Annotated in this window: 17 protein-coding genes, 2 tRNA genes and 3 pseudogenes; 3 read left to right on the top strand and 19 right to left on the bottom strand. The window is 45.8% G+C overall.

From position 1 onward, the window contains the following. Positions 1–9: 9 nt before the first annotated feature. The gene (locus EAE90_RS03755) at positions 10–981 is read right to left on the bottom strand and encodes an HlyD family secretion protein (protein ID WP_214052325.1); all 972 of its coding nucleotides are present in this window, start codon (positions 979–981) and stop codon (positions 10–12) included. Between the two features lie 237 nt (positions 982–1218). Here EAE90_RS03755 and EAE90_RS03750 point away from each other — a divergent pair. Beyond that, positions 1219–2229, top strand: a pseudogene (locus EAE90_RS03750) (LytS/YhcK type 5TM receptor domain-containing protein); the annotation flags it as partial. Between the two features lie 281 nt (positions 2230–2510). On the opposite strand, the pseudogene EAE90_RS03745 reads toward EAE90_RS03750, so the two are convergent. Next, positions 2511–3125, bottom strand: a pseudogene (locus EAE90_RS03745) (IS110 family RNA-guided transposase); the annotation flags it as partial. 12 nt (positions 3126–3137) lie between these two features. Between EAE90_RS03745 and EAE90_RS03740 the strand changes: the two are divergent. Next, a pseudogene (locus EAE90_RS03740) lies at positions 3138–3473 on the top strand (recombinase family protein); the annotation flags it as partial. A 78-nt stretch (positions 3474–3551) separates the two neighbouring features. On the opposite strand, the gene EAE90_RS03735 reads toward EAE90_RS03740, so the two are convergent. The 4 genes from EAE90_RS03735 to EAE90_RS03720 are packed head-to-tail and all read right to left on the bottom strand — an operon-like array spanning position 3552 to position 6221. After that, positions 3552–4634, bottom strand: coding sequence for a methyltransferase domain-containing protein (locus EAE90_RS03735; RefSeq protein ID WP_214052324.1), 1083 nt, complete (start codon positions 4632–4634; stop codon positions 3552–3554). Between the two features lie 36 nt (positions 4635–4670). Further along, entirely contained in the window at positions 4671–4883 is a 213-nt protein-coding gene (locus EAE90_RS03730) for a hypothetical protein (protein WP_214052323.1), read from the bottom strand. Positions 4884–4895: 12 nt separating this feature from the next. Next, positions 4896–5789, bottom strand: a complete 894-nt coding sequence (locus EAE90_RS03725; RefSeq protein WP_214052322.1) for a permease — start codon at positions 5787–5789, stop codon at positions 4896–4898. Between the two features lie 51 nt (positions 5790–5840). Next, positions 5841–6221: a PadR family transcriptional regulator gene (locus EAE90_RS03720; RefSeq protein WP_214052321.1), complete on the bottom strand. Its 381-nt coding sequence runs from the start codon at positions 6219–6221 to the stop codon at positions 5841–5843. Positions 6222–6566: 345 nt separating this feature from the next. Here EAE90_RS03720 and EAE90_RS03715 point away from each other — a divergent pair, with 345 nt between their 5' ends. Next, entirely contained in the window at positions 6567–6944 is a 378-nt protein-coding gene (locus tag EAE90_RS03715) for a type II toxin-antitoxin system PemK/MazF family toxin (RefSeq protein WP_339920709.1), read from the top strand. An 88-nt stretch (positions 6945–7032) separates the two neighbouring features. Here EAE90_RS03715 and EAE90_RS03710 read toward each other — a convergent pair whose 3' ends face one another. From EAE90_RS03710 to secG, 13 genes are all read right to left on the bottom strand, one after another. Beyond that, positions 7033–8943 (bottom strand): DEAD/DEAH family ATP-dependent RNA helicase, encoded by a 1911-nt coding sequence (locus tag EAE90_RS03710; protein ID WP_214052320.1) that lies wholly within the window; start codon positions 8941–8943, stop codon positions 7033–7035. Then, positions 8933–9007 (bottom strand): protein YrbN, encoded by a 75-nt coding sequence (yrbN, locus tag EAE90_RS24620; RefSeq protein ID WP_350385507.1) that lies wholly within the window; start codon positions 9005–9007, stop codon positions 8933–8935. The genes EAE90_RS03710 and yrbN overlap by 11 nt, the downstream gene beginning before the upstream one ends. Positions 9008–9114: 107 nt before the next feature. Beyond that, positions 9115–9999 (bottom strand): lipoprotein NlpI, encoded by an 885-nt coding sequence (gene nlpI / locus EAE90_RS03700; protein WP_214052319.1) that lies wholly within the window; start codon positions 9997–9999, stop codon positions 9115–9117. 249 nt (positions 10000–10248) lie between these two features. Continuing rightward, on the bottom strand, positions 10249–12378 hold the full coding sequence (pnp, locus tag EAE90_RS03695; protein WP_214052318.1) for a polyribonucleotide nucleotidyltransferase: 2130 nt from the start codon (positions 12376–12378) through the stop codon (positions 10249–10251). Positions 12379–12624: 246 nt separating this feature from the next. Further along, positions 12625–12894 carry a 30S ribosomal protein S15 gene (rpsO, locus tag EAE90_RS03690; protein WP_015836102.1) on the bottom strand — a complete coding sequence of 90 codons (270 nt, stop codon included), beginning with the start codon at positions 12892–12894 and terminating at the stop codon, positions 12625–12627. Between the two features lie 122 nt (positions 12895–13016). Beyond that, positions 13017–13964 (bottom strand): tRNA pseudouridine(55) synthase TruB, encoded by a 948-nt coding sequence (truB, locus tag EAE90_RS03685; protein WP_214052317.1) that lies wholly within the window; start codon positions 13962–13964, stop codon positions 13017–13019. Continuing rightward, on the bottom strand, positions 13964–14374 hold the full coding sequence (gene rbfA / locus EAE90_RS03680; RefSeq protein ID WP_036776512.1) for a 30S ribosome-binding factor RbfA: 411 nt from the start codon (positions 14372–14374) through the stop codon (positions 13964–13966). The genes truB and rbfA overlap by 1 nt, the downstream gene beginning before the upstream one ends. A 65-nt stretch (positions 14375–14439) precedes the next feature. After that, a complete protein-coding gene (gene infB, locus EAE90_RS03675; RefSeq protein WP_214052316.1) occupies positions 14440–17169 on the bottom strand; it encodes a translation initiation factor IF-2 in 2730 nt (909 codons plus the stop codon). 24 nt (positions 17170–17193) lie between these two features. After that, entirely contained in the window at positions 17194–18702 is a 1509-nt protein-coding gene (gene nusA / locus EAE90_RS03670; protein ID WP_011148606.1) for a transcription termination factor NusA, read from the bottom strand. A gap of 21 nt (positions 18703–18723) precedes the next feature. Next, the gene (gene rimP / locus EAE90_RS03665; RefSeq protein WP_214052315.1) at positions 18724–19176 is read right to left on the bottom strand and encodes a ribosome maturation factor RimP; all 453 of its coding nucleotides are present in this window, start codon (positions 19174–19176) and stop codon (positions 18724–18726) included. A 211-nt stretch (positions 19177–19387) separates the two neighbouring features. Continuing rightward, a tRNA-Met gene (locus tag EAE90_RS03660) sits at positions 19388–19464 on the bottom strand. A 58-nt stretch (positions 19465–19522) separates the two neighbouring features. Next, positions 19523–19611 (bottom strand) — tRNA-Leu (locus EAE90_RS03655). Positions 19612–19667: 56 nt separating this feature from the next. Continuing rightward, on the bottom strand, positions 19668–20006 hold the full coding sequence (gene secG, locus EAE90_RS03650) for a preprotein translocase subunit SecG (protein ID WP_214052314.1): 339 nt from the start codon (positions 20004–20006) through the stop codon (positions 19668–19670). Positions 20007–20084 lie beyond the last annotated feature (78 nt).

Genomic DNA, 20084 nt, shown 5'->3' with positions numbered 1-20084 from the left:
GTCACCTACTTATTTATCCCAACGCCACAAGGCACTCATACCAGGACGTAAACCTTCAATAGGCTGTAAGGAATACAAGCGCACTTCAAAGGTTCTTAAATCGAAATCACCGGTGGCGCGAGTGGCACGCTTAGTCGCATAATCACCCATCGGAGAGATATAACGAACTTCGGCTTCCACCTCTTTATCACCTAGCGCAGGAATACGAAGTTTGACTTTATCCCCTTTGTGCACCTTTGCCAGAATGTCTTCCCGCAGGTTATAAATAAAATAAGCTTCTGGTACACGGATTAATGTCACTAAAGGACTATTAGCACTAAATAATTCACCAACTTCTGCCGGAATCGGCCCCACTTCCCCCGCAACAGGTGCTTTGACCTGCAAATCATTACTCTGGGTTTGTAACTCAATCAGTTGCTGTTCAGCCTGACGTAAAGCCGCTGCATATTTCTGGCGCAGTTCAATCCTGTCACCATGCCTGCCTTCATCCAGTGACGCTTTTGCGCTCTGCATTTTCTGATAGGCAACATCTCTACTTCTGTGAGCATTATCTAGATCGTTCCGTGAAACATAACCTTTAGATGCGACATTCTGAATACGATCATATTCACGTACCGCATTATCGTATTCGGCCTGAGCTTGTGCCAAACCCGCTTCCAAATTCCGAATACTTTCTTCACGAGTTCCATGAAGAGATTGTTCCAACTGCGCTTTGGCTTGATCACGAACAGCTTCCAGTGAAGCAACCTGAGCCAGTAATTCCGGGCTTTCAAGTGTAATCAGCAACTGCCCTGCCTTAACATCATCTCCGCGTTCAACGTGACGTTTGATCACTCGTCCCTTAGCTTTAGATGCGACAATCACTTCTGGCGCATCAACTTCACCTTGCAACAATAAATATTGGTTATGGGAACGAAATAACACAGCCATTGCTGTGAGCAAAATCACCAGTAAAATCGTAAAAAGTGTTCTTTTTTTCATGATGTCTTACACATCCAAAATTACCCGACTCGAAACTAACGCTATAGCTTCTCATTGTTCTACGGAAAATTTCTTATATGTTTGTGCGTATAATCACTGACAGAAAGGAAAACGCTTTATAATAGTGTAGTGGTTTATGATTATTGTCAAATATTAACCTACTTAAACTAAACTTTTAATAATATTATTAGCTGTTTCTGTAAACTAATAACATCCACAAATCCTCCCGGAAAGTCTATGTACGAATTTAATCTTGTGTTGTTATTACTACAACAGATGTGTGTTTATTTGGTTATCGCCTGGCTACTAAGTAAAACACCACTATTTATTCCGCTGTTACAAGTTACTGTACGTTTACCTCATAAGCTGCTGTGTTATGTCGCTTTTTCCATTTTCTGTATTATGGGAACCTATTTTGGTCTGCATGTAGGTGATTCCATTGCCAATACTCGTGCTATTGGCGCGGTTCTTGGCGGGCTTCTCGGTGGGCCAGGTGTCGGCGCGCTGGTGGGATTAACTGGCGGGCTGCATCGCTATTCCCTTGGTGGGATGACCGCTTTCAGTTGCATGATATCGACCATTATTGAAGGTTTAATCGGCGGCATTATCCACAGCTATCTGACGAAACGTGGTCAGATAAATCGACTGATTAATCCTTGGACAGCCGCTATCGTCACGTTTTGTGCTGAAGTAATACAGATGGGCATTTTGCTACTGCTCGCTCGTCCATACAGTGAAGCATTAGCGTTGGTCAAAAATATCGCCACCCCCATGATTGTCACCAATAGTATCGGCGCAGCAATGTTTATACGTATCCTACTTGACCGACGAGCAATATTTGAAAAATATACTAGCGCATTTTCTGCTCAGGCCCTGAAAATCGCTGTCTATACAGAGGGTATTCTGCGAAAAGGGTTTAATGAAAATAACAGTATGAAGGTAGCGAAAGTTATTTATCAACAACTGGAAATAGGCGCAGTGGCTATTACAGATAGAGAAAAACTCCTGGCGTTTATTGGTATCGGTTCAGATCATCACCTCCCTGGAACACCTATTTCTTCAGAACAATCCCGCCGAGCAATTGAAAACAATGAAGTGGTTTATGCCGATGGCAATGAAATACCTTATCGTTGTTCAATCAATCCAACTTGCAAACTCGGTTCCACTCTGGTCATCCCGCTACAGGGAGAAAATCAGCAAGTTATCGGCGCAATCAAACTTTATGAAGCTAAAAATCGTCTATTTAACCCGAATATATGGACACCGACTTAATTCAAGTAGGGGAGTGAATTTCTCTGACATTGTAGTCGCAAGCATATATTCGGCTTCAATGAGCCCTGATGAAAATCCGCACTCTCTGTCCTCATTATTCTGCCAGTCTCGATAGACTGATCGGGTTACCAGGTTCACAGAGAGTCGGTACTACCTGTCAGTACATCAACTTATGGACTTCTATTACATCACGACGTCGAACTGTTAATTCACCGTGCTTCATAAACCGATTGTTGATTGACTAAGGCCCACGCGATTCAGGCATTTTTATTCGCCAGTGCCACTGCCACTTTATTGATTCCGCTGCGGGCTATCACGCCTTTTAACCAGAGTTGTAAGCCATTACATTGTTCGTCAGGGATTTTTTGCACCCGGTATACCACTGAACGGGCACCCTGGATCAGTATTCTCCGCAAATAGCCATCCCCACGTTTCGTGATCCCCAATAACCTGACTTTTCCACCGCTGCTATGCTCTCTTGGCACCAACCCTAGATAGCTGGCAAAACGGCGGCCATTCTTGAAGTCCATGCTGTCGCCCAAGGCGACCATCAGAGCCGATGCTCCCAGCGGGCCGATACCCGGCAGTGTCAGTAACCGTCCGATATCTTCCTGTTGCCCATTCAGGTGGTCGAGGCGTTTATCCAGCACTTCCAAACGCAGCTGCTGTTCTTTGAGTTCAAACAGGAGTTCCTGAAACAGTTCACGGTTCATTGGGGTCAGGTCATTTTCCACGTTTTCCAGATGCTCAAGCAAACATTGCTCAACTTTGTGAGCACTTTCCGGGATGGCAATGCCATATTCCAAGCCCAATCCCCGGATTTGATTAATCAGCGCCGTCCTGTTTTTCATTAGCCGCTGGCGAACCCGATTGTCAAACAATGAGTCAATTTAGTCGATGAACTGCACAAACAGGGCATTCAGTTTAAAAGCCTGACCGACTCTATCGACACGGGTACACCATCAGGCCGTTTCTTCTTCCATGTCATGGCAAGTCTAGCAAAGATGGAGCGTGAGCTGATGATCGAACGTACCCGAGCCGGGCTTGAGGTTGCCAGACAACCTGGCCGCAAAGGGAGACGCAAACCCAAGATGACGGATAGCAAAATTGAATCAGCCAGAAGGCTTTTAGCGAGTGGTGTCCCTCCTAGGGAGGTAGCCAAAAATCTGGGTGTATTAGTTCCTACACTGTATCGTTGGGTACCCGCCTCTCAAACTTAATGTGTTATATTTCTGTTGCTTTGTGATGGAGCAAGCAAAGGTGGTCGCTTTCCTGCCATTATCTGCTTCAGATTAACCTCAGCAACTGCAACCAGTTAGAGTGTAGCTTTCCATCTCGGTGCCGGACGTTACTCCGACTTGAGGTGTATAGCACGGGAATAATCCGTAGTGCCTATTCCCCTCTCCAATGATATTAAATAATTGACGATAGCGGCTCTTACTAATCATATCCGCAGTATTGCGACAGACCGGTACTGCGCGACCGGTATCAAACACATGGCCGCTATCCAAGACAAAGCGATCCGGAGCATCGGGCAGATTGCCCCGATAGATAGCCACCTGACCATAATCCTCACAGCTATCTTCTAAATCCAGTTTGAACAACCGGAATGTGATGGAAGAGAGTTTCACACCGCCAAGTCTGGCTTCAATCGCCGGGTTGGCAATCGTCTTTTCACTGCTCGCAATAACCCGCGCATCCAGAAAACCGGCTTTTCTCGCCAGCCGGATAAAATCTTCAAAATAGAGCGCGTCACCAATACATTCACCCACCAGTAAAGGATCATTTCTCAGTTCCGGCGCAAGCCTTCTGTCTGAAAAAATATCTGCAAAGTAGATTTCCCCACCGGGCTTGAGCAGCTTAGCCATACCGGCCAGTACATCCGCTTTAGTCATAGACAGGTTGATCACACAGTTTGAAACGATGACATCAATACTTTCCGGGGGTAGATTGAGTTTGTCCAGTGCCTCAATATTCCCCTGCAAAAAGTGGACATTGCTATTGGCATAGCCAAACGCTTCGCGGTGATATTCCACATGACTCTCGGCGAAGGCGATCTGCTCGGCGGTGGCATCCACACCAATCACTTTACCCTGCTCTCCGACCAGGCTGGATAGAATGAAGCAGTCACGCCCACCACCACACCCCAAATCCAGTACGGTGGCTCCCGTCAGTAAGGGCGGAAAAGGGGAGCCGCAGCCATAAAAGCGCATCTGTACGTCAGGATGAATCTTTGCCAGAATCGCTTTGACACTATCAGAAGGCGGTGCGTCTACCGTACAGACGTTCGTTGCCAGATCCTCTTTGTCTGTCAACGTATCGCCATAGTAATGCTGTACCTGCTCTATCCGCCGGTCAGCCTCGTGTTCATTTGTCCTCATTGAGTGATCCTTATTAATGTAGATATCCGACTGTCATTATCCAGCCTGTGATGAACTGGCCGATGGTTTAACACGTTGAGTGTCGTCTTCCTCTTCAACGGCTTCGATACGCACCGCGCAGCAGGAGGAGGATTTGGTGGCCGCTGGCTTAGCTGGCTCATCAGGCACCTCTTTGATGCGTACCGCACAGCAGGCGGATTCTTCCTGCTTACCGAACAGACGGCTAAAAAAGCCTTTTTTCTCAGGCATGGTAGATACCTCTTATATAAACAATACGTTAGCGATATAGCCAACACCAATGGCAACGATAAAGATGGTTAATACAAACATAGCCACCAAGCGCGGGCGGAAAATGGTATTCAGCAAGGCCACTTCGGGAATACTGGCCCCGGCCCCGGCAATAATCAGGGCGGCAACCGCACCGATACTCATGCCCTGGGCTTGTAAGGCCATACCGATAGGGATCAATGTTTCTGCGCGGATGTACAGCGGTACACCAATGGCAGCGGCAACCGGGATAGCGAGCGGGTTATCAGCTCCAGCCACACTGGCAATCCATTCACCGGGCACAACACCATAAATCAGTGAACCAATCCCGGCACCAATTAACAGGTAAGGCAGTGAGGTTTTGAATAAACCAAAGGCAGAATAAGCAGAGCGGCGCAACCGTGACTTGAAGTCATTCGGCCCCTGATTTTCAGTATCACCCACCACCCGGACTTTCTTGACGTCTTTTTCTAATCCGAAGGCTTGCCAGAGCACTCCAATAGCGACTGCCAGTACAAAGGAGGCGATACCATAGAACAGGGCAAACTTCCAGCCGAACAGCGTCACCAGCAGCCCAAGAATGACCGGGTTTAAAATAGGTGATGATATGAGGAATGACATGGCCGCCCCAAAGGGTGCGCCCGCATTCAGCAAGCCGATTGTCACCGGGATCGTCGAGCAGGAGCAGAACGGAGTCACCGCGCCTAAACCGGCCCCCACGACATTGCCCCGCAGGCTGTGGCTAGTCATCAGGCGTTGTACGGTACTGGTGGGAACATATTCCTGTAGCAGCGCCACCAGAAAGCTAATAATGAAAAACAGGGCTATCAGTTCCCCGCTGATGACGGCAAAGAACTTCAATGTTTCAGAGACGGTATTCAGATCCATAGCTATTCTCGATCAATGCATCGATGGGCAATGCTTGTGGTTAAAAAAATATCACCGTTGTTGAGTGATGTATTGGGTTACTTCCAGCCAAGCTTCTACTGCGACAGCAAACGCTTCACGTCCTTTCTCTGTCAGGGTGTAGACCTTACGGCCACGTCCGGCGACGGTTTCAGTGTGCACAGTGACATAGCCACCTTGCTCCAACTCACGCAATACCGGATAGATAGTGCCCTCAGTTGGGGCGCAACACCCTTGTGTTGAACACTCAACCTCACGGGCGATTTCGTAACCATGCATCGGACGAGTTTGCAATACACTGAAAATAAAGAACTTGGACAGGCTCATCTTGATGATGCCATTCCAATACAGTCGGTCAGTGTAGTCTACTGCCGGACGCTCTACAGTTTTAATAGCAGTTCTTGATCTAGTCATAGTATTCATTTTATACATTGACCATCAATGTATCAAGTGAAATTTGATCCACTCATGACCAACATCTCCAGATTTTCATATAGCATTATTGCCGTTGGATATTACCTTAGAGTACGATTTTTTCCTAATTCTGAGAAAATCCCTTAACGTGCTTTATTTCCCGTTTTCTGAGGCGTTCCCCAAATAAACAGGGGGAATGTCTCAATATAATATCTGCTAAAAGGCAACGAAGAGGGAGAAAAACCCTATCCCAGCTTCTTACAGAAATCAATCCTCAGGAAATAAAAGTACTAAATCAATCAGTGGCATTCTGGAACGAAACTCCGGCAGTTGGTAAGGAATACAATGATGACTAAAAGGAAAAAATTCCCAGGACGAGGAGAAATCTGGTTTGTAGATCATGATCCAGTGACTGGCCGGGAATTAAAGGGAAAACATTACTTCATTGTTATCACTGAAACTATATTGAATAAAGCTTTAGGAACTGCAATTTGTTGTCCAATAACAACAGGTGGGAGTAAGCCACGCTCATCAGGTACAACAGTTGTGGTTGATGGCCGTAGTACACTTTCTGGAGAAATTACGGGTGTCGTATTATGTCACCAAATCAGAACACTGGATTTAGAAGGAACGAAAGCTACATATGCCACAGATACAGAGGCTGAATTGCTCGATGAAATCATTGGCAAAGTAATTGATTTAATTGATCCCCAAGAAGACTGAATCATACCGCAATTGATACAATTAACTGATAAAAAAACGGCCCCTGTAAAAAGAGCCGCTTTTATTATTTAAATATCAGTCCAGATGATTACTGCGCGTTACTATTGTTGTAACGACGGCGTGGAGCAGATGAACCATGATCATCGGCACGACCACGGAAATTGCCACGGCTCTGACCTTCACCACGACCTTCTCCACCGCGGCGTTCACCATTGAAACGACGGCCACCGCCATTGAAATTCTCACGATCACGGCGAGGAGCGCTACCATTACCATTATTACCATTACGCCCACCACCACGACGTTCACGGCGCTCAAATGGCTGCGCATCACCCATTAACTGCATATTCATTGGCTTATTCAGAATGCGGGTACGGGTAAAGTGGGACAACAAATCACCTGGCATACCTTTTGGCAATTCAATCGTGGAATGTGTTGCAAACAATTTGATGTTGCCAATATAACGGCTGCTGATATCACCTTCATTAGCAATCGCACCAACGATATGACGAACTTCAACACCATCATCACGGCCCACTTCAATACGATACAACTCCATTTCACCAACATCACGGCGTTCACGACGAGGACGATCACCACGTTCGCCACGATCATCAAAGCCATTACGACGACGATCATCACGTTCATTGAATTCACGGCGAGGACGACGCACCGGATCTGGCGGCAGAATCAATGGGCGCTCACCTTGCGCCATTTTTAATAATGCTGCGGCCAGCGTTTCTATATCCAAATCTTCCGCAGGTTGCAATTTAGACAACAGAGTACGGTACTGATCCAGATCGCTACTTTCCAACTGCTGCTGTACATTAGCGGCAAATTTTTCCAGACGACGCTGACTCAACAACTCAGCATTTGGCAGTTCAACTTCCGGAATAGTCAGCTTCATTGTACGTTCAACGTTACGTAACAAGCGGCGTTCACGGTTTTCAACAAACAACAACGCACGACCAGCACGCCCTGCACGGCCAGTACGGCCAATACGGTGAACATAAGATTCGGCATCCATTGGAATGTCATAGTTAACAACCAGACTGATACGCTCAACATCTAGACCACGCGCTGCAACATCAGTCGCAATCAAAATATCCAAACGACCATCTTTCAGACGTTCCAGTGTCTGCTCACGCAGTGCCTGGTTCATATCACCGTTTAGCGCCGCACTGTTGTAGCCATTACGTTCCAGTGCTTCTGCTACTTCCAACGTTGCGTTTTTGGTGCGCACAAAGATAATCGCAGCATCAAAATCCTCTGCTTCAAGGAAACGCACCAAAGCTTCATTTTTACGCATACCGTAAACAGACCAATAGCTCTGGCTGATGTCAGGACGAGTCGTTACACTCGCTTGGATACGCACTTCCTGCGGATCGTTCATAAAACGACGGGTAATGCGACGGATAGCTTCTGGCATAGTTGCAGAGAACAGCGCAGTCTGATGTTCTGCGGGGATCTGGCTCATGATGTTTTCAACATCTTCGATAAAGCCCATACGCAACATTTCGTCTGCTTCATCCAAAACTAAACCGCTCAGGTTAGACAGATCCAAAGTACCACGCTTTAGATGATCCAGAAGGCGTCCAGGTGTACCCACAACAATTTGCGGCCCTTGACGCAAAGCGCGTAACTGAACGTCATAACGCTGTCCACCATACAGCGCAACAACATTCACGTTACGCATATGTTTAGAAAAATCTGCGCACGCTTCAGCTACCTGCACCGCCAGTTCACGGGTCGGTGCCAACACAAGGATCTGCGGAGCTTTCAACTCAGCATTGATGTTATGCAGTAAAGGCAGACTGAATGCCGCTGTTTTACCACTCCCCGTCTGCGCCATACCTAGTACGTCACGACCATTTAATAAATGGGGAATACATTGTTGCTGAATTGGAGATGGCTTTTCATAGCCAAGATCTTCCAGTGCAGAAAGGATAGGTGCTGATAAACCCAGATCAGCAAAAGAGATTTCAGTCTCAGTGGTCATGTAATGGTGCCTCATTAGTTATGGCGGCCAGTCTACATAACGCATCGAAAAAAATTTCGGTCATTTTCATTTAAAATGTGAACTGGCTCAAAGTATTTAATTAAACGAACAAATAAGCCCTCATCGGTCAAGATGATGGACTTTGTTAATCGATCTCGAAATGTTCGTCAGCTATTGCTGGTCCGATTCTGATAGGTCATCTTGTTCCTGGCCTAACAGCGCCAATTCCAACAATGCATAGCGGTGCTCAACAAAGTTATGTGCGTTGTTAGCTACCGTCAGCTTGAATAACGCAGATGCGCTATCCTTGTCCCCCAGACTTAGGTAATGCTTACCTAAATAGAAGTCAGTTTCACTGAGATGCTCAGCGAGCGAAGTGTTATCCGTTGCATTCTCTTTCAAGCGGTCCATCAATGTATATTCACTAATTTTGCCTAAATAGAATTCAACTATATTCCAGCCCCATTGCCCCCGGTTCGCTTTTTCGTAGTGCTGCGACAAGTTCAATATCGCCCCTTTAGGATAAAATTCTTTTTCCACTAGGTACAACCACAGCGAACGGAAAGGATCATTTGGATCGTCTTGATAAAACGCCTGCAGATCATCCTGCGCTAACTTATACCGACCACCGTAATACAACGCGATGCCACGGTTAAGACGCGCGTAATTGTAAGTTGGATCAAGCTCTAATACAGAATCAAACGCTTCATAGGCGGCATCAAAATTGCCAGCCTGTGTGAAGTAAATTCCCAGATAATTAAAAATTTCTGGAATATTAGGCCGAATAGATAAGGCAACAGAAAAATCATTCCGTGCCAAAGCTCTCAGCCCGAGACTATCATACAGCACACCTCTCTCATATAAAAGCTGTGCGTACTCATCTTCTGTCAATGACCGACTCGCAAGAATCTGTTCCATGCGAGCCAGAATGACTTCTTGTTGCAATGAAGGTTGTAACGGAATAGCAAAAACTTCGTTTTTACGCCAATCCTTGCTGCTGCATCCTGCCAAAAGAAGTATTGCTACAGCATAACACCAGCGCAGAAAAAGATTCATTTCCTACTCCCGAAAGTCAGACATTAAATTAAGAATGCCCTATCACCCATATTGCATTTATTGGGCCTCCTGCCCTGAGTCTATAAACGGCGCCTTTTTACAAGACGCCGTTTATACCCGTCATCTTTCAAGTTGCTTCTTTGTTGGCTGCGCTCTCTCACCCCGGTAACATAGTTATCTATGCTCCTGGGGATTCGCTCCCTTGCCGTCGCGATGCATCTTGAAATCCATAGGGTATATACATCAAATTTATTCTGCTGATTGTGGTACTACTGGTGTATCCTCGACAATTACGCCGGCTGTCGCTTCTTTAATGCTCAGACGAACACGACCCTGGCGATCAATTTCCAGAACTTTAACTGAAACTTCCTGACCAACCTGCAAATAGTCAGCCACTTTCTCAACACGCTTATCAGCAATCTGAGAAATATGTACCAGACCTTCTTTACCACCACCGATAGCAACAAATGCGCCAAAATCAACGATACGAGTTACTTTACCAGCGTAAATACGAGCCACTTCGATTTCAGCAGTGATTTCTTCAATACGACTAATGGCATGTTTTGCTTTTTCACCATCAGTTGCAGCAATTTTCACTGTGCCGTCATCTTCGATCTCAATGGTAGTTCCAGTTTCTTCTGTCAGTGCACGGATAACTGAACCACCTTTACCGATAACATCTTTAATCTTATCAGGGTTGATCTTAATAGTATGAATGCGTGGTGCAAATTCAGAAATTTCATTACGTGGGCTGTTAATGGCCTGTTCCATTACACCCAAGATATGCAAACGCGCACCTTTTGCCTGATTCAGAGCAATTTGCATGATTTCACGGGTAATGCCTTCAATTTTGATGTCCATTTGCAGTGCGCTGATGCCTTCACAGCTACCCGCGACTTTAAAGTCCATATCTCCCAAATGATCTTCATCACCCAAGATGTCAGACAGAACAACAAAATTGTCGCCTTCTTTCACTAACCCCATAGCAATACCAGCAACAGCAGCTTTAATCGGCACACCTGCATCCATCAACGCAAGAGATGCGCCACAAACAGATGCCATTGAAGACGAGCCGTTTGATTCCGTGATTTCAGAAACTACACGAACGGTATATGGGAATTCGTTAGCTTTCGGCATGACTGCCGCTACACCACGTTTAGCCAGACGACCATGACCAATTTCACGACGCTTTGGCGAGCCAATCATACCTGTTTCACCAACAGAATATGGCGGGAAGTTATAGTGCAATAGGAAACGATCTGTGCGCTCTCCCATCAACTCGTCAATGATCTGAGCATCACGTTCTGTACCTAAAGTCGCAGTAACCAAAGCCTGAGTTTCACCACGAGTAAACAGCGCAGAACCATGTGTACGAGGCAGAACTCCAGTACGTACGTCCAATGCACGAACCATATCTTTTTCACGGCCATCAATACGTGGTTCGCCACGCAAAACACGACTACGGACAACTTTTTTCTCTAAGCTACCCAGAATCTCATGGATTTCGCCTTCCTCTAGAGCTTCATCCTGTTCCAACAACGCAGCCGTTACTTCCTCTTTGATAGTATCGACCTGAGCATAACGCTCCTGTTTCTCAGTGATACGGTAAGCATCGCCCAAACGGCTTTCTGCCAATTCAGCTACACGGTCATGTAACGCTTGATTTACAGGTTCCGGCGCCCAATCCCATTTTTCTTTACCTGCTTCCGCAGCCAACGCATTGATGTTATCAATAACCACCTGTTGTTGATCATGGCCGAATACTACCGCACCTAACATTTGCTCTTCAGTTAGAATGTCAGCTTCAGATTCAACCATCAAAACAGCACCAGCAGTACCTGAAACCACCAGATCTAAACGGCTGTTTTTCAGCTCATCACTAGTTGGGTTAAGCACATACTGATCATTAATATAACCAACGCGAGCCGCGCCAATTGGACCATTGAACGGAATACCAGATAGTGCCAGCGCAGCAGAAGCACCGATCATTGCAACAATATCTGGGTTAACTTGCGGGTTAACAGAAACAACTGTCGCTACAATCTGCACCTCGTTCAGGAAACCTTCCGGGAACAGAGGACGCAAAGGACGATCAATCAAACGAGCGACTAATGTTTCGCCTTCACCAGGGCGACCTTCACGACGAAAGAAGCTGCCTGGAACACGACCAGCAGCATAAGTACGCTCCTGATAGTTAACAGTCAGTGGAAAGAAATCCTGACCTTCTTTTACTTTTTTCTGACCAACAACAGTGACAAATACAGCCGTGTCATCCATATTGACCATGACAGCAGCAGTGGCCTGGCGAGCCATCATACCTGTTTCGATAGTAACGGTATGTTGACCATATTGAAATTTACGAACAATCGGATTAAGCAAAATAATATCCTTTCGTTAACATTGTCTTTTATATTCAGCAGACAACAATGAATAATCTCTTCATGCCACATCCTCGCGACTAACGACAGGTCTTACTCCTTTAAGCACTCTCATTAGCCGCGCGAACCTCTGTAACTGAAGAGCCTTAATAAAAACCATCACCAACATTTTTCGTGCTGTTACCTATGATGGCTTCTCAGAAGAAAAGGGGCCATATATGGCCCCTTTCCACTGAAACTTGCTTGATTAGCGACGCAGGCCAAGACGCCCAATCAGCGCAGTGTAACTTGTTACATTTTTACGCTTCAGATAGTCCAAAAGTTTACGACGCTGAGAAACCATGCGCAGCAGACCACGACGGCTGTGGTGATCTTTTTTATGCTCTGAAAAGTGGCCTTGCAGATGGTTAATCTGTGCAGTTAACAAAGCAATCTGTACTTCACTAGAACCACTGTCATTCGCATCACGACCAAATTCAGCAATAATTTGCGCTTTTGCTTCAGTACTTAGAGACATATTACAACTCCAAAAACATATAAACTAAAATTACAGGTGCCGATCTCTAATTCAGCTACCCAACATATAACTGCGCCATTCTACGCTGCAAATAAGTTAAGCGCAAGATAGCCCCAAACACCCTAGTCCCGGCTTTCAACAACTAAACGGCGGGGAGCAACAAGCCCATCGTCATTGATAACAGCAATGCCAATGAATTTCCGTTCGTCACCTTCAGTTACACGTACCAGACTTTCAACCAAAGTCGGAGATTTGGCACTGCGTACCGCCTGACCTTGCTTAAAATAAGCCGCAACTACTGGAATCAAATTAACCTCTGGGAAATGAGCAATTGCACTATCCATTGGTAATAATAATGAATCAATTAATTCGCCCACAGGTATTTCCTGATCTTTAGCCTGCTTTTGCAATTCATATAATTGCTCAAGTGTTACCATACGATCATTTGGATAATTCGCTACCTGTAAACGTCTTAAATAAATAACATGAGCACCACAGCCTAATAATTCACCTAAGTCATCAATAATAGTGCGAATATAAGTCCCTTTCGAACAGTGTATTTCCAATTCCAGCTCATCATCTTCCCAACGGATAAACTGTAATTCATAAACTGTAATCGGCCGTGCTTCGCGTTCTACTTCAATACCCTGACGAGCATACTCATACAATGGTTTTCCCTGATGTTTCAGTGCAGAATACATGGAAGGAATTTGCATGGTATCCCCACGGAATTTATCCAAAGCTGCATCAAGTTGAGCCTGATTTAGCAGGATTGCCCTTTCACTGATGATTTGCCCGTGTGAATCAGATGTATCAGTTCTCTGACCAAGACGAGCTATCACTCGATAACGCTTGTCAGAATCAAGTAAGAACTGGGAAAACTTCGTGGCTTCACCAAGGCAAACCGGTAGCATACCCGTTGCCAGTGGATCCAACGCGCCAGTGTGACCCGCTTTGCTGGCGTTGAAAATACGTTTTACTTTTTGTAACGCATCATTAGAAGAAATATCCTGCGGTTTATCCAGTAACAACACACCATGTATATCACGACCGCGACGACGACGCCCCATTACTTCTCCTCTTTGTGATCCGCAGAAGCACGGCGCTGTTCGTCATTCTTCACAACATTAGTAACCAGATTAGACATCCTCATCCCCTCTACCAGGGAATTATCGTAGGAGAAAGTCAATTCTGGTACGACACGCAAACGCATTGCTTTACCCAGCAGAGAACGAATAAAACCAGAAGCTTCATTCAATGCCTTAATACCATTCTTTACCACTTCAGAATCATGCTCTTCAGTCAACACATTCAGAAAGGTGACAAATACTTTGGCATAAGCCAAATCACGGGAAACTTCAACGCCAGAAACAGTCGCCATACCGATTCGGGGATCTTTCACTTCTCGTTGTAAAATGATGGCAATCTCTTTTTGCATTTCCTGTGCAACGCGCTGAGTACGACTGAATTCTCTTGCCATTGTTATATCTCCTGACATTTGGGGGGCAAAAGCCCCCCAATAATGAAATTAACCAGTGGTAGGAATTAGGCGATAGATCGTTTAACTTCAATAACTTCAAATACTTCGATCATGTCACCAACACGAACATCGTTGTAGTTCTTAACACCGATACCACATTCCATACCATTACGGACTTCGTTAACGTCATCTTTAAAGCGGCGAAGGGATTCCAATTCACCTTCGTAAATCACTACGTTATCACGTAATACACGAATTGGATTATTACGCTTAATAGTACCTTCAGTCACCATACAACCGGCAATCGCACCGAATTTCGGTGACTTAAACACATCACGAACTTCTGCTAGCCCCATGATCTGCTGTTTATATTCAGGCGCCAGCATACCACTCATTGCCTGCTTAACCTCATCAATCAGGCTATAAATAACAGAGTAATAACGCAGATCCAAGTTTTCATTTTCAACAACTCGGCGTGCGGAAGCATCAGCACGAACATTGAAGCCTAGAATAATTGCATTAGAAGCAGCAGCCAGTGTTGCGTCAGTCTCAGTAATACCACCTACGCCAGAGCCAATGATTTTTACTTTCACTTCATTGGTAGACAATTGTTCCAATGCTTCGCGGATCGCTTCACATGATCCCTGAACGTCAGATTTCAGAACAATGTTCAATTCAGAAACTTCACCCTCTTCCATGTTAGCAAACATGTTTTCCAGTTTAGATTTCTGCTGGCGAGCCAGTTTGACCTCACGGAATTTACCCTGACGATACAGAGCAACCTCACGAGCTTTCTTCTCATCACGTACAACAGTCGCTTCATCACCAGCCGCAGGTACGTTGGACAGACCAAGGATTTCCACTGGAATAGATGGGCCTGCGGAGAACACTTCACGACCAAGTTCGTCACGCATTGCACGAACTCGTCCATATTCAAAGCCACAAAGTACAATATCACCTTTGTTCAAAGTACCTTCTTGAACCAGTACTGTCGCAACCGGACCACGGCCTTTGTCCAAGAATGATTCGATAACAACGCCGCTTGCCATGCCAGAATGGACTGCTTCTAGTTCAAGAACTTCAGCTTGAAGTAAGATTGCGTCCAGCAATTCATCAATACCAATACCAGCTTTAGCAGATACATTGATAAACTGGGTTTCACCGCCCCACTCTTCAGGCTGAACTCCGTGCTGAGAAAGCTCATTCTTCACGCGATCTGGATCAGCTTCCGGTTTGTCAATCTTGTTAACCGCAACAACCACAGGCACATTCGCTGCTTTTGCATGCTGAATAGCTTCGATAGTCTGAGGCATCACACCATCATCGGCAGCAACAACCAAAACCACGATGTCGGTAGCTTTTGCACCGCGTGCACGCATTGAAGTAAATGCAGCATGCCCTGGAGTATCCAAGAAAGTAATCATGCCACTTTCAGTTTCAACATGGTAAGCACCGATATGCTGGGTAATACCTCCCGCTTCCCCAGAAGCCACTTTCGTAGAACGAATGTAATCCAGCAAAGAAGTTTTACCGTGGTCAACGTGGCCCATGATCGTCACAACTGGTGCGCGAGGTTCAGCAACAGCTTCACCTGTATCGCGGTCGCTCATCAGCGCTTCTTCCAACTCATTCTCACGACGCAAAATAACCTTATGACCCATCTCTTCAGCAACTAGCTGTGCTGTTTCCTGATCGATCACTTGGTTGATGGTTGCCATTGCACCCATTTTCATCATGGCTTTGATGACCTGAGAACCTTTGACAGCCATTTTATTAGCCAACTCAGCAACAGTAATGGTTTCACCGATAACAACATCACGGTTAACAGCCGCTACAGGCTTATTAAAACTTTGTTGCAATGTGCTGGTTTTACGTTGCTTGCCTTTTGTACGACCAACTGCGCGTGCTTCTTCACGATCTGCTTTAGATTCAGAATGCTTATTATTTTTCTTCTGGCGAGTAGCCTTACCGCTACGACCACGAGCACGACGATCGCCTTCAACTTTAGCATCGTTTTCGTCTTCTGCCGCACGGGCATGACGGGAAGTAGTGACATGATAATCGTCGTTATCAATAGAATCTGAATCACTTGACCACTTATCCTGATTCTCTTCAGCCATACGGCGAGCTTCCTCAGCAACGCGTCTAGCTTCTTCCTCTACCTTACGACGCATCTCTTCTTCTGCTTTGCGCTTAAGATCAGCAGCTTCTGCTTCACGACGTGCTTTTTCACTTTGAGCTGTTTTGTCAGTCTGGGCTGGTTTTTGTTTATGTTCGGTATGTTGATTGGTCACTTTTTCATTTTCCGCTGCCTGGCGCTTAGCTTTTTCAGCTGCTTCACGTTTGGCTTTTTCTTCTGCCTCACGTTTAGCCTGCTCTTCAGCGAGTTTCTTCGCTGCTGCTTCGGCTTCGCGTTGCGCTTTTTCTTCTGCTTCGCGCCGTGCTTGCTCTTCCGCTTCACGCTTCGCCTGTTCTTCCGCTTTAGCCTGTTCAATTGCATCGCGGTTCACATATGTACGCTTTTTGCGGACCTCAACGGCTACCGGTTTGCTTTTACCATCGGTGCCTGAAACATTCAACGTACTACGTGTCTTACGCTGCAATGTTAATTTATCGGGTTTACCAGCCGAACCGCCTTGTTCGCGGTTCAAATGTGCCAGTAAAGCTTCTTTTTCTTTCTGGGAGACAAAATCAGTTTCGGTTTTTTTAATCCCTGCATCAGCAAATTGCTGTACTAAGCGATCAACCGAAGTCTGGATCTCTTCTGCCAGTGATTTTACGGTTACATCTGTCATGCTGTTCCTTCCTGCTACGGTTTATTACGCATCATCGCCAAACCAACAGATATTTCTGGCCGCCATGATGAGCTCGCCTGTCTTCTCATCATTCAAACCTTCAATATCAGATAGGTCGTCGATACCCTGCTCGGCAAGATCTTCCAGCGTACAGATGCCACGGGCAGCCAGGTCAAATGCCAGAGTACGGTTCATACCAGTCAGATTTAACAACTCTTCAGTCGGTTGTTTATCACTGAGGCTTTCTTTCTGAGCCAGTTCCAGAGTAGTTAAAGCAGCTTTCGCACGTTCACGCAGGACTTCGATAGTTTCCTCATCAAGGCCCTCAATTTCCAGAAGTTCCTTAATTGGCACATAAGCCAATTCTTCCAGAGTTGAAAACCCTTCTTCGACTAGAACAGTAGCGAATTCTTCATCAATATCGAGATGCTTAGTGAATGTATCAATAGAAGCATGAGCTTCTGCCTGATGTTTTGCTTGTAGCTCTTCAGCAGTCATGACATTTAATTCCCATTTGTCATCACCACGGTGCTTTTTCAACAACTGCGCAGCCAGGCGCACGTTTTGACCATTACGGCCGATAGCCTGCGCTAAGTTATTGCTTTCAACGGCAACATCCATCGTGCACTTGTCTTCGTCAACAACAATGGATGCAACATCAGCCGGAGCCATAGCATTAATGACAAACTGAGCAGGATTATCATCCCACAATACGATATCGATTCGTTCGCCGCCCAGTTCGCTGGAAACGGCCTGTACTCGCGCACCACGCATGCCAACGCAAGCACCAACCGGATCGATACGTTTGTCATTCGTTTTTACTGCAATTTTGGCGCGAGATCCCGGATCACGGGCAGCAGCTTTAATTTCAATTAGCTCCTCACCAATTTCCGGAACCTCAATACGGAACAGTTCAACCAGCATTTCCGGACGGGAACGGCTGACAAACAGTTGCGCACCTCGTGCTTCAGGGCGAACATCATACAGTACACCACGCACACGATCACCTGGGCGGAAATTTTCCCTTGGTAACATGTCTTCGCGAAGGATAACGGCTTCAGCATTATTGCCCAAATCAAGAGTGATATTCTCACGATTGACTTTCTTAACCACACTAGTGATGATCTCACCTTGCTGTTCGCGGAACTGGTCAACAACCATAGCACGCTCAGCCTCACGTACTTTTTGTACAATAACCTGTTTAGCGGTTTGTGTTGTAATACGATCAAATGTCACTGATTCAATTTGATCTTCGGTATAGCTGCCCAAATCGATTTCAGGCTCTTCAAATCTAGCCGCTTCTAGCGTAATTTCACGCGTCGGCTGAGTCACTTCTTCAACAACTAACCAACGACGGAAGGTGTCAAAATCGCCAGATTTACGGTCAATGCTGACACGAACATCAATATCTTGTTCATATTTTTTCTTGGTGGCTGTGGCCAATGCTGTTTCCAGCGCCTCGAAGATCTTTTCGCGTGGAAGGGATTTTTCGTTGGAAACCGCTTCCACAACAGCCAGAATTTCTTTATTCATCCTAGTTGCCTCATCCGAACTTTAAAAGTGGGGTACCAGGTTCGCTTTCTGGATGTTGCTCAGTGCGAACACTTCATCTTTTCCATCCACCGTAACCGTGATCATTTCGCCGTCGACAGTTTTGATAGTGCCCAGCCATTTACGACGGTTTTGCATTGCTATACGTAAAACCAGACTGACTTCCTCACCAATAAAACGCTGGTAATGTTCAACCGTGAACAATGGACGCTCTAAGCCAGGTGAAGAAATTTCCAGGTTATAAAGCACTGAAATAGGATCTTCGACATCCAACACCGCACTGACCTGGTGGCTAACATCAGCACAATCATCAACAGTGATACCATTCTCACTATCAATATAAATCCGCAGTGTAGAAACACGTGCACGAATAAACTCCAAGCCGACTAACTCAAAGCCTAAAGCTTCAACTGGTGCTGAAATCATCGCTGTTAATTTTTGCTCTAATGTGGACAAGCCCACCCCCAAGACATAAAAAAAGGGCTAATTAGCCCAGTAGTTCTGTTGTCAAATAACAAAAAACCCCGAAATTCGGGGCTTTATGCAACTGGACCCTATTTGCTGCCAGTGGCTTCAACCACTCACTTCATGCCCCTTTAAATCAGAATCAATATTTCAAATATTGCTGAATTATTTCGTTCAAAAAGGTGCATCTTAATTTAAGAAGTGGTTGCGGGAGCCGGATTTGAACCGACGACCTTCGGGTTATGAGCCCGACGAGCTACCATGCTGCTCCATCCCGCGTTCGAAAACGTGGCAAATATTACGCCGATAACTGCGAAAACGCAAGCTATCCGAATAATGGTACCGAGGACGGGACTTGAACCCGTAAGCCCTAGTGTGGGCACTACCACCTCAAGGTAGCGTGTCTACCAATTTCACCACCTCGGCACTACATGAGGCTATCGCTGATTAAACAACCTCATCTCAATTCTTTCTTGTGATGATTACTGCGGGATATCACTATTTGGTGCTGCTGGCGCCGCCGGAATCTCTGTTGATTTCTCGACTTTAGCAGGCTCGCCAATATTTTCCCATTTGCTGCTCGTACCGGTCTGATTACTGGTCAGATTACCAAGCACCAAACTAATAACGAAAAACAGAGTAGCGAAAATCGCAGTCATACGGGTCATAAAGTTACCAGAACCCGATGAACCAAATAACGTTGCAGAGGCACCCGCACCAAAGGAAGCACCCATATCAGCACCTTTACCTTGCTGTAGCATAACCAAGGCAACTAGCCCGATAGCAACCAGCAAGAAAACAACTAAAAGAGCTTCATACATATGTCGTACCTATGTCCTCGTGGGGTTTACCACAATCTATGTGGTTACCTTATACCGCATCACCCACTCAAACAGGCT

The organism is Photorhabdus caribbeanensis, assembly GCF_018448885.1.
GTDB classification, from domain to species: domain Bacteria; phylum Pseudomonadota; class Gammaproteobacteria; order Enterobacterales; family Enterobacteriaceae; genus Photorhabdus; species Photorhabdus caribbeanensis.
The sequence above is the reverse complement of the archived record's forward strand: the minus strand, read 5'-3'. Positions and strand labels throughout refer to the sequence as shown.

Coding starts and splice junctions, on each gene's coding strand:
- secG (WP_214052314.1), bottom strand. CDS start 20,006: ATGTATGAAGCTCTTTTAGTTGTTTTCTTGCTGGTTGCTATCGGGCTA.
- nusA (WP_011148606.1), bottom strand. CDS start 18,702: ATGAATAAAGAAATTCTGGCTGTTGTGGAAGCGGTTTCCAACGAAAAA.
- EAE90_RS03735 (WP_214052324.1), bottom strand. CDS start 4,634: ATGAGGACAAATGAACACGAGGCTGACCGGCGGATAGAGCAGGTACAG.
- EAE90_RS03710 (WP_214052320.1), bottom strand. CDS start 8,943: ATGACCACTGAGACTGAAATCTCTTTTGCTGATCTGGGTTTATCAGCA.
- EAE90_RS03730 (WP_214052323.1), bottom strand. CDS start 4,883: ATGCCTGAGAAAAAAGGCTTTTTTAGCCGTCTGTTCGGTAAGCAGGAA.
- EAE90_RS03715 (WP_339920709.1), top strand. CDS start 6,567: ATGATGACTAAAAGGAAAAAATTCCCAGGACGAGGAGAAATCTGGTTT.
- EAE90_RS03720 (WP_214052321.1), bottom strand. CDS start 6,221: ATGACTAGATCAAGAACTGCTATTAAAACTGTAGAGCGTCCGGCAGTA.
- nlpI (WP_214052319.1), bottom strand. CDS start 9,999: ATGAATCTTTTTCTGCGCTGGTGTTATGCTGTAGCAATACTTCTTTTG.
- EAE90_RS03755 (WP_214052325.1), bottom strand. CDS start 981: ATGAAAAAAAGAACACTTTTTACGATTTTACTGGTGATTTTGCTCACA.
- truB (WP_214052317.1), bottom strand. CDS start 13,964: ATGGGGCGTCGTCGTCGCGGTCGTGATATACATGGTGTGTTGTTACTG.
- infB (WP_214052316.1), bottom strand. CDS start 17,169: ATGACAGATGTAACCGTAAAATCACTGGCAGAAGAGATCCAGACTTCG.
- rbfA (WP_036776512.1), bottom strand. CDS start 14,374: ATGGCAAGAGAATTCAGTCGTACTCAGCGCGTTGCACAGGAAATGCAA.
- EAE90_RS03725 (WP_214052322.1), bottom strand. CDS start 5,789: ATGGATCTGAATACCGTCTCTGAAACATTGAAGTTCTTTGCCGTCATC.
- rpsO (WP_015836102.1), bottom strand. CDS start 12,894: ATGTCTCTAAGTACTGAAGCAAAAGCGCAAATTATTGCTGAATTTGGT.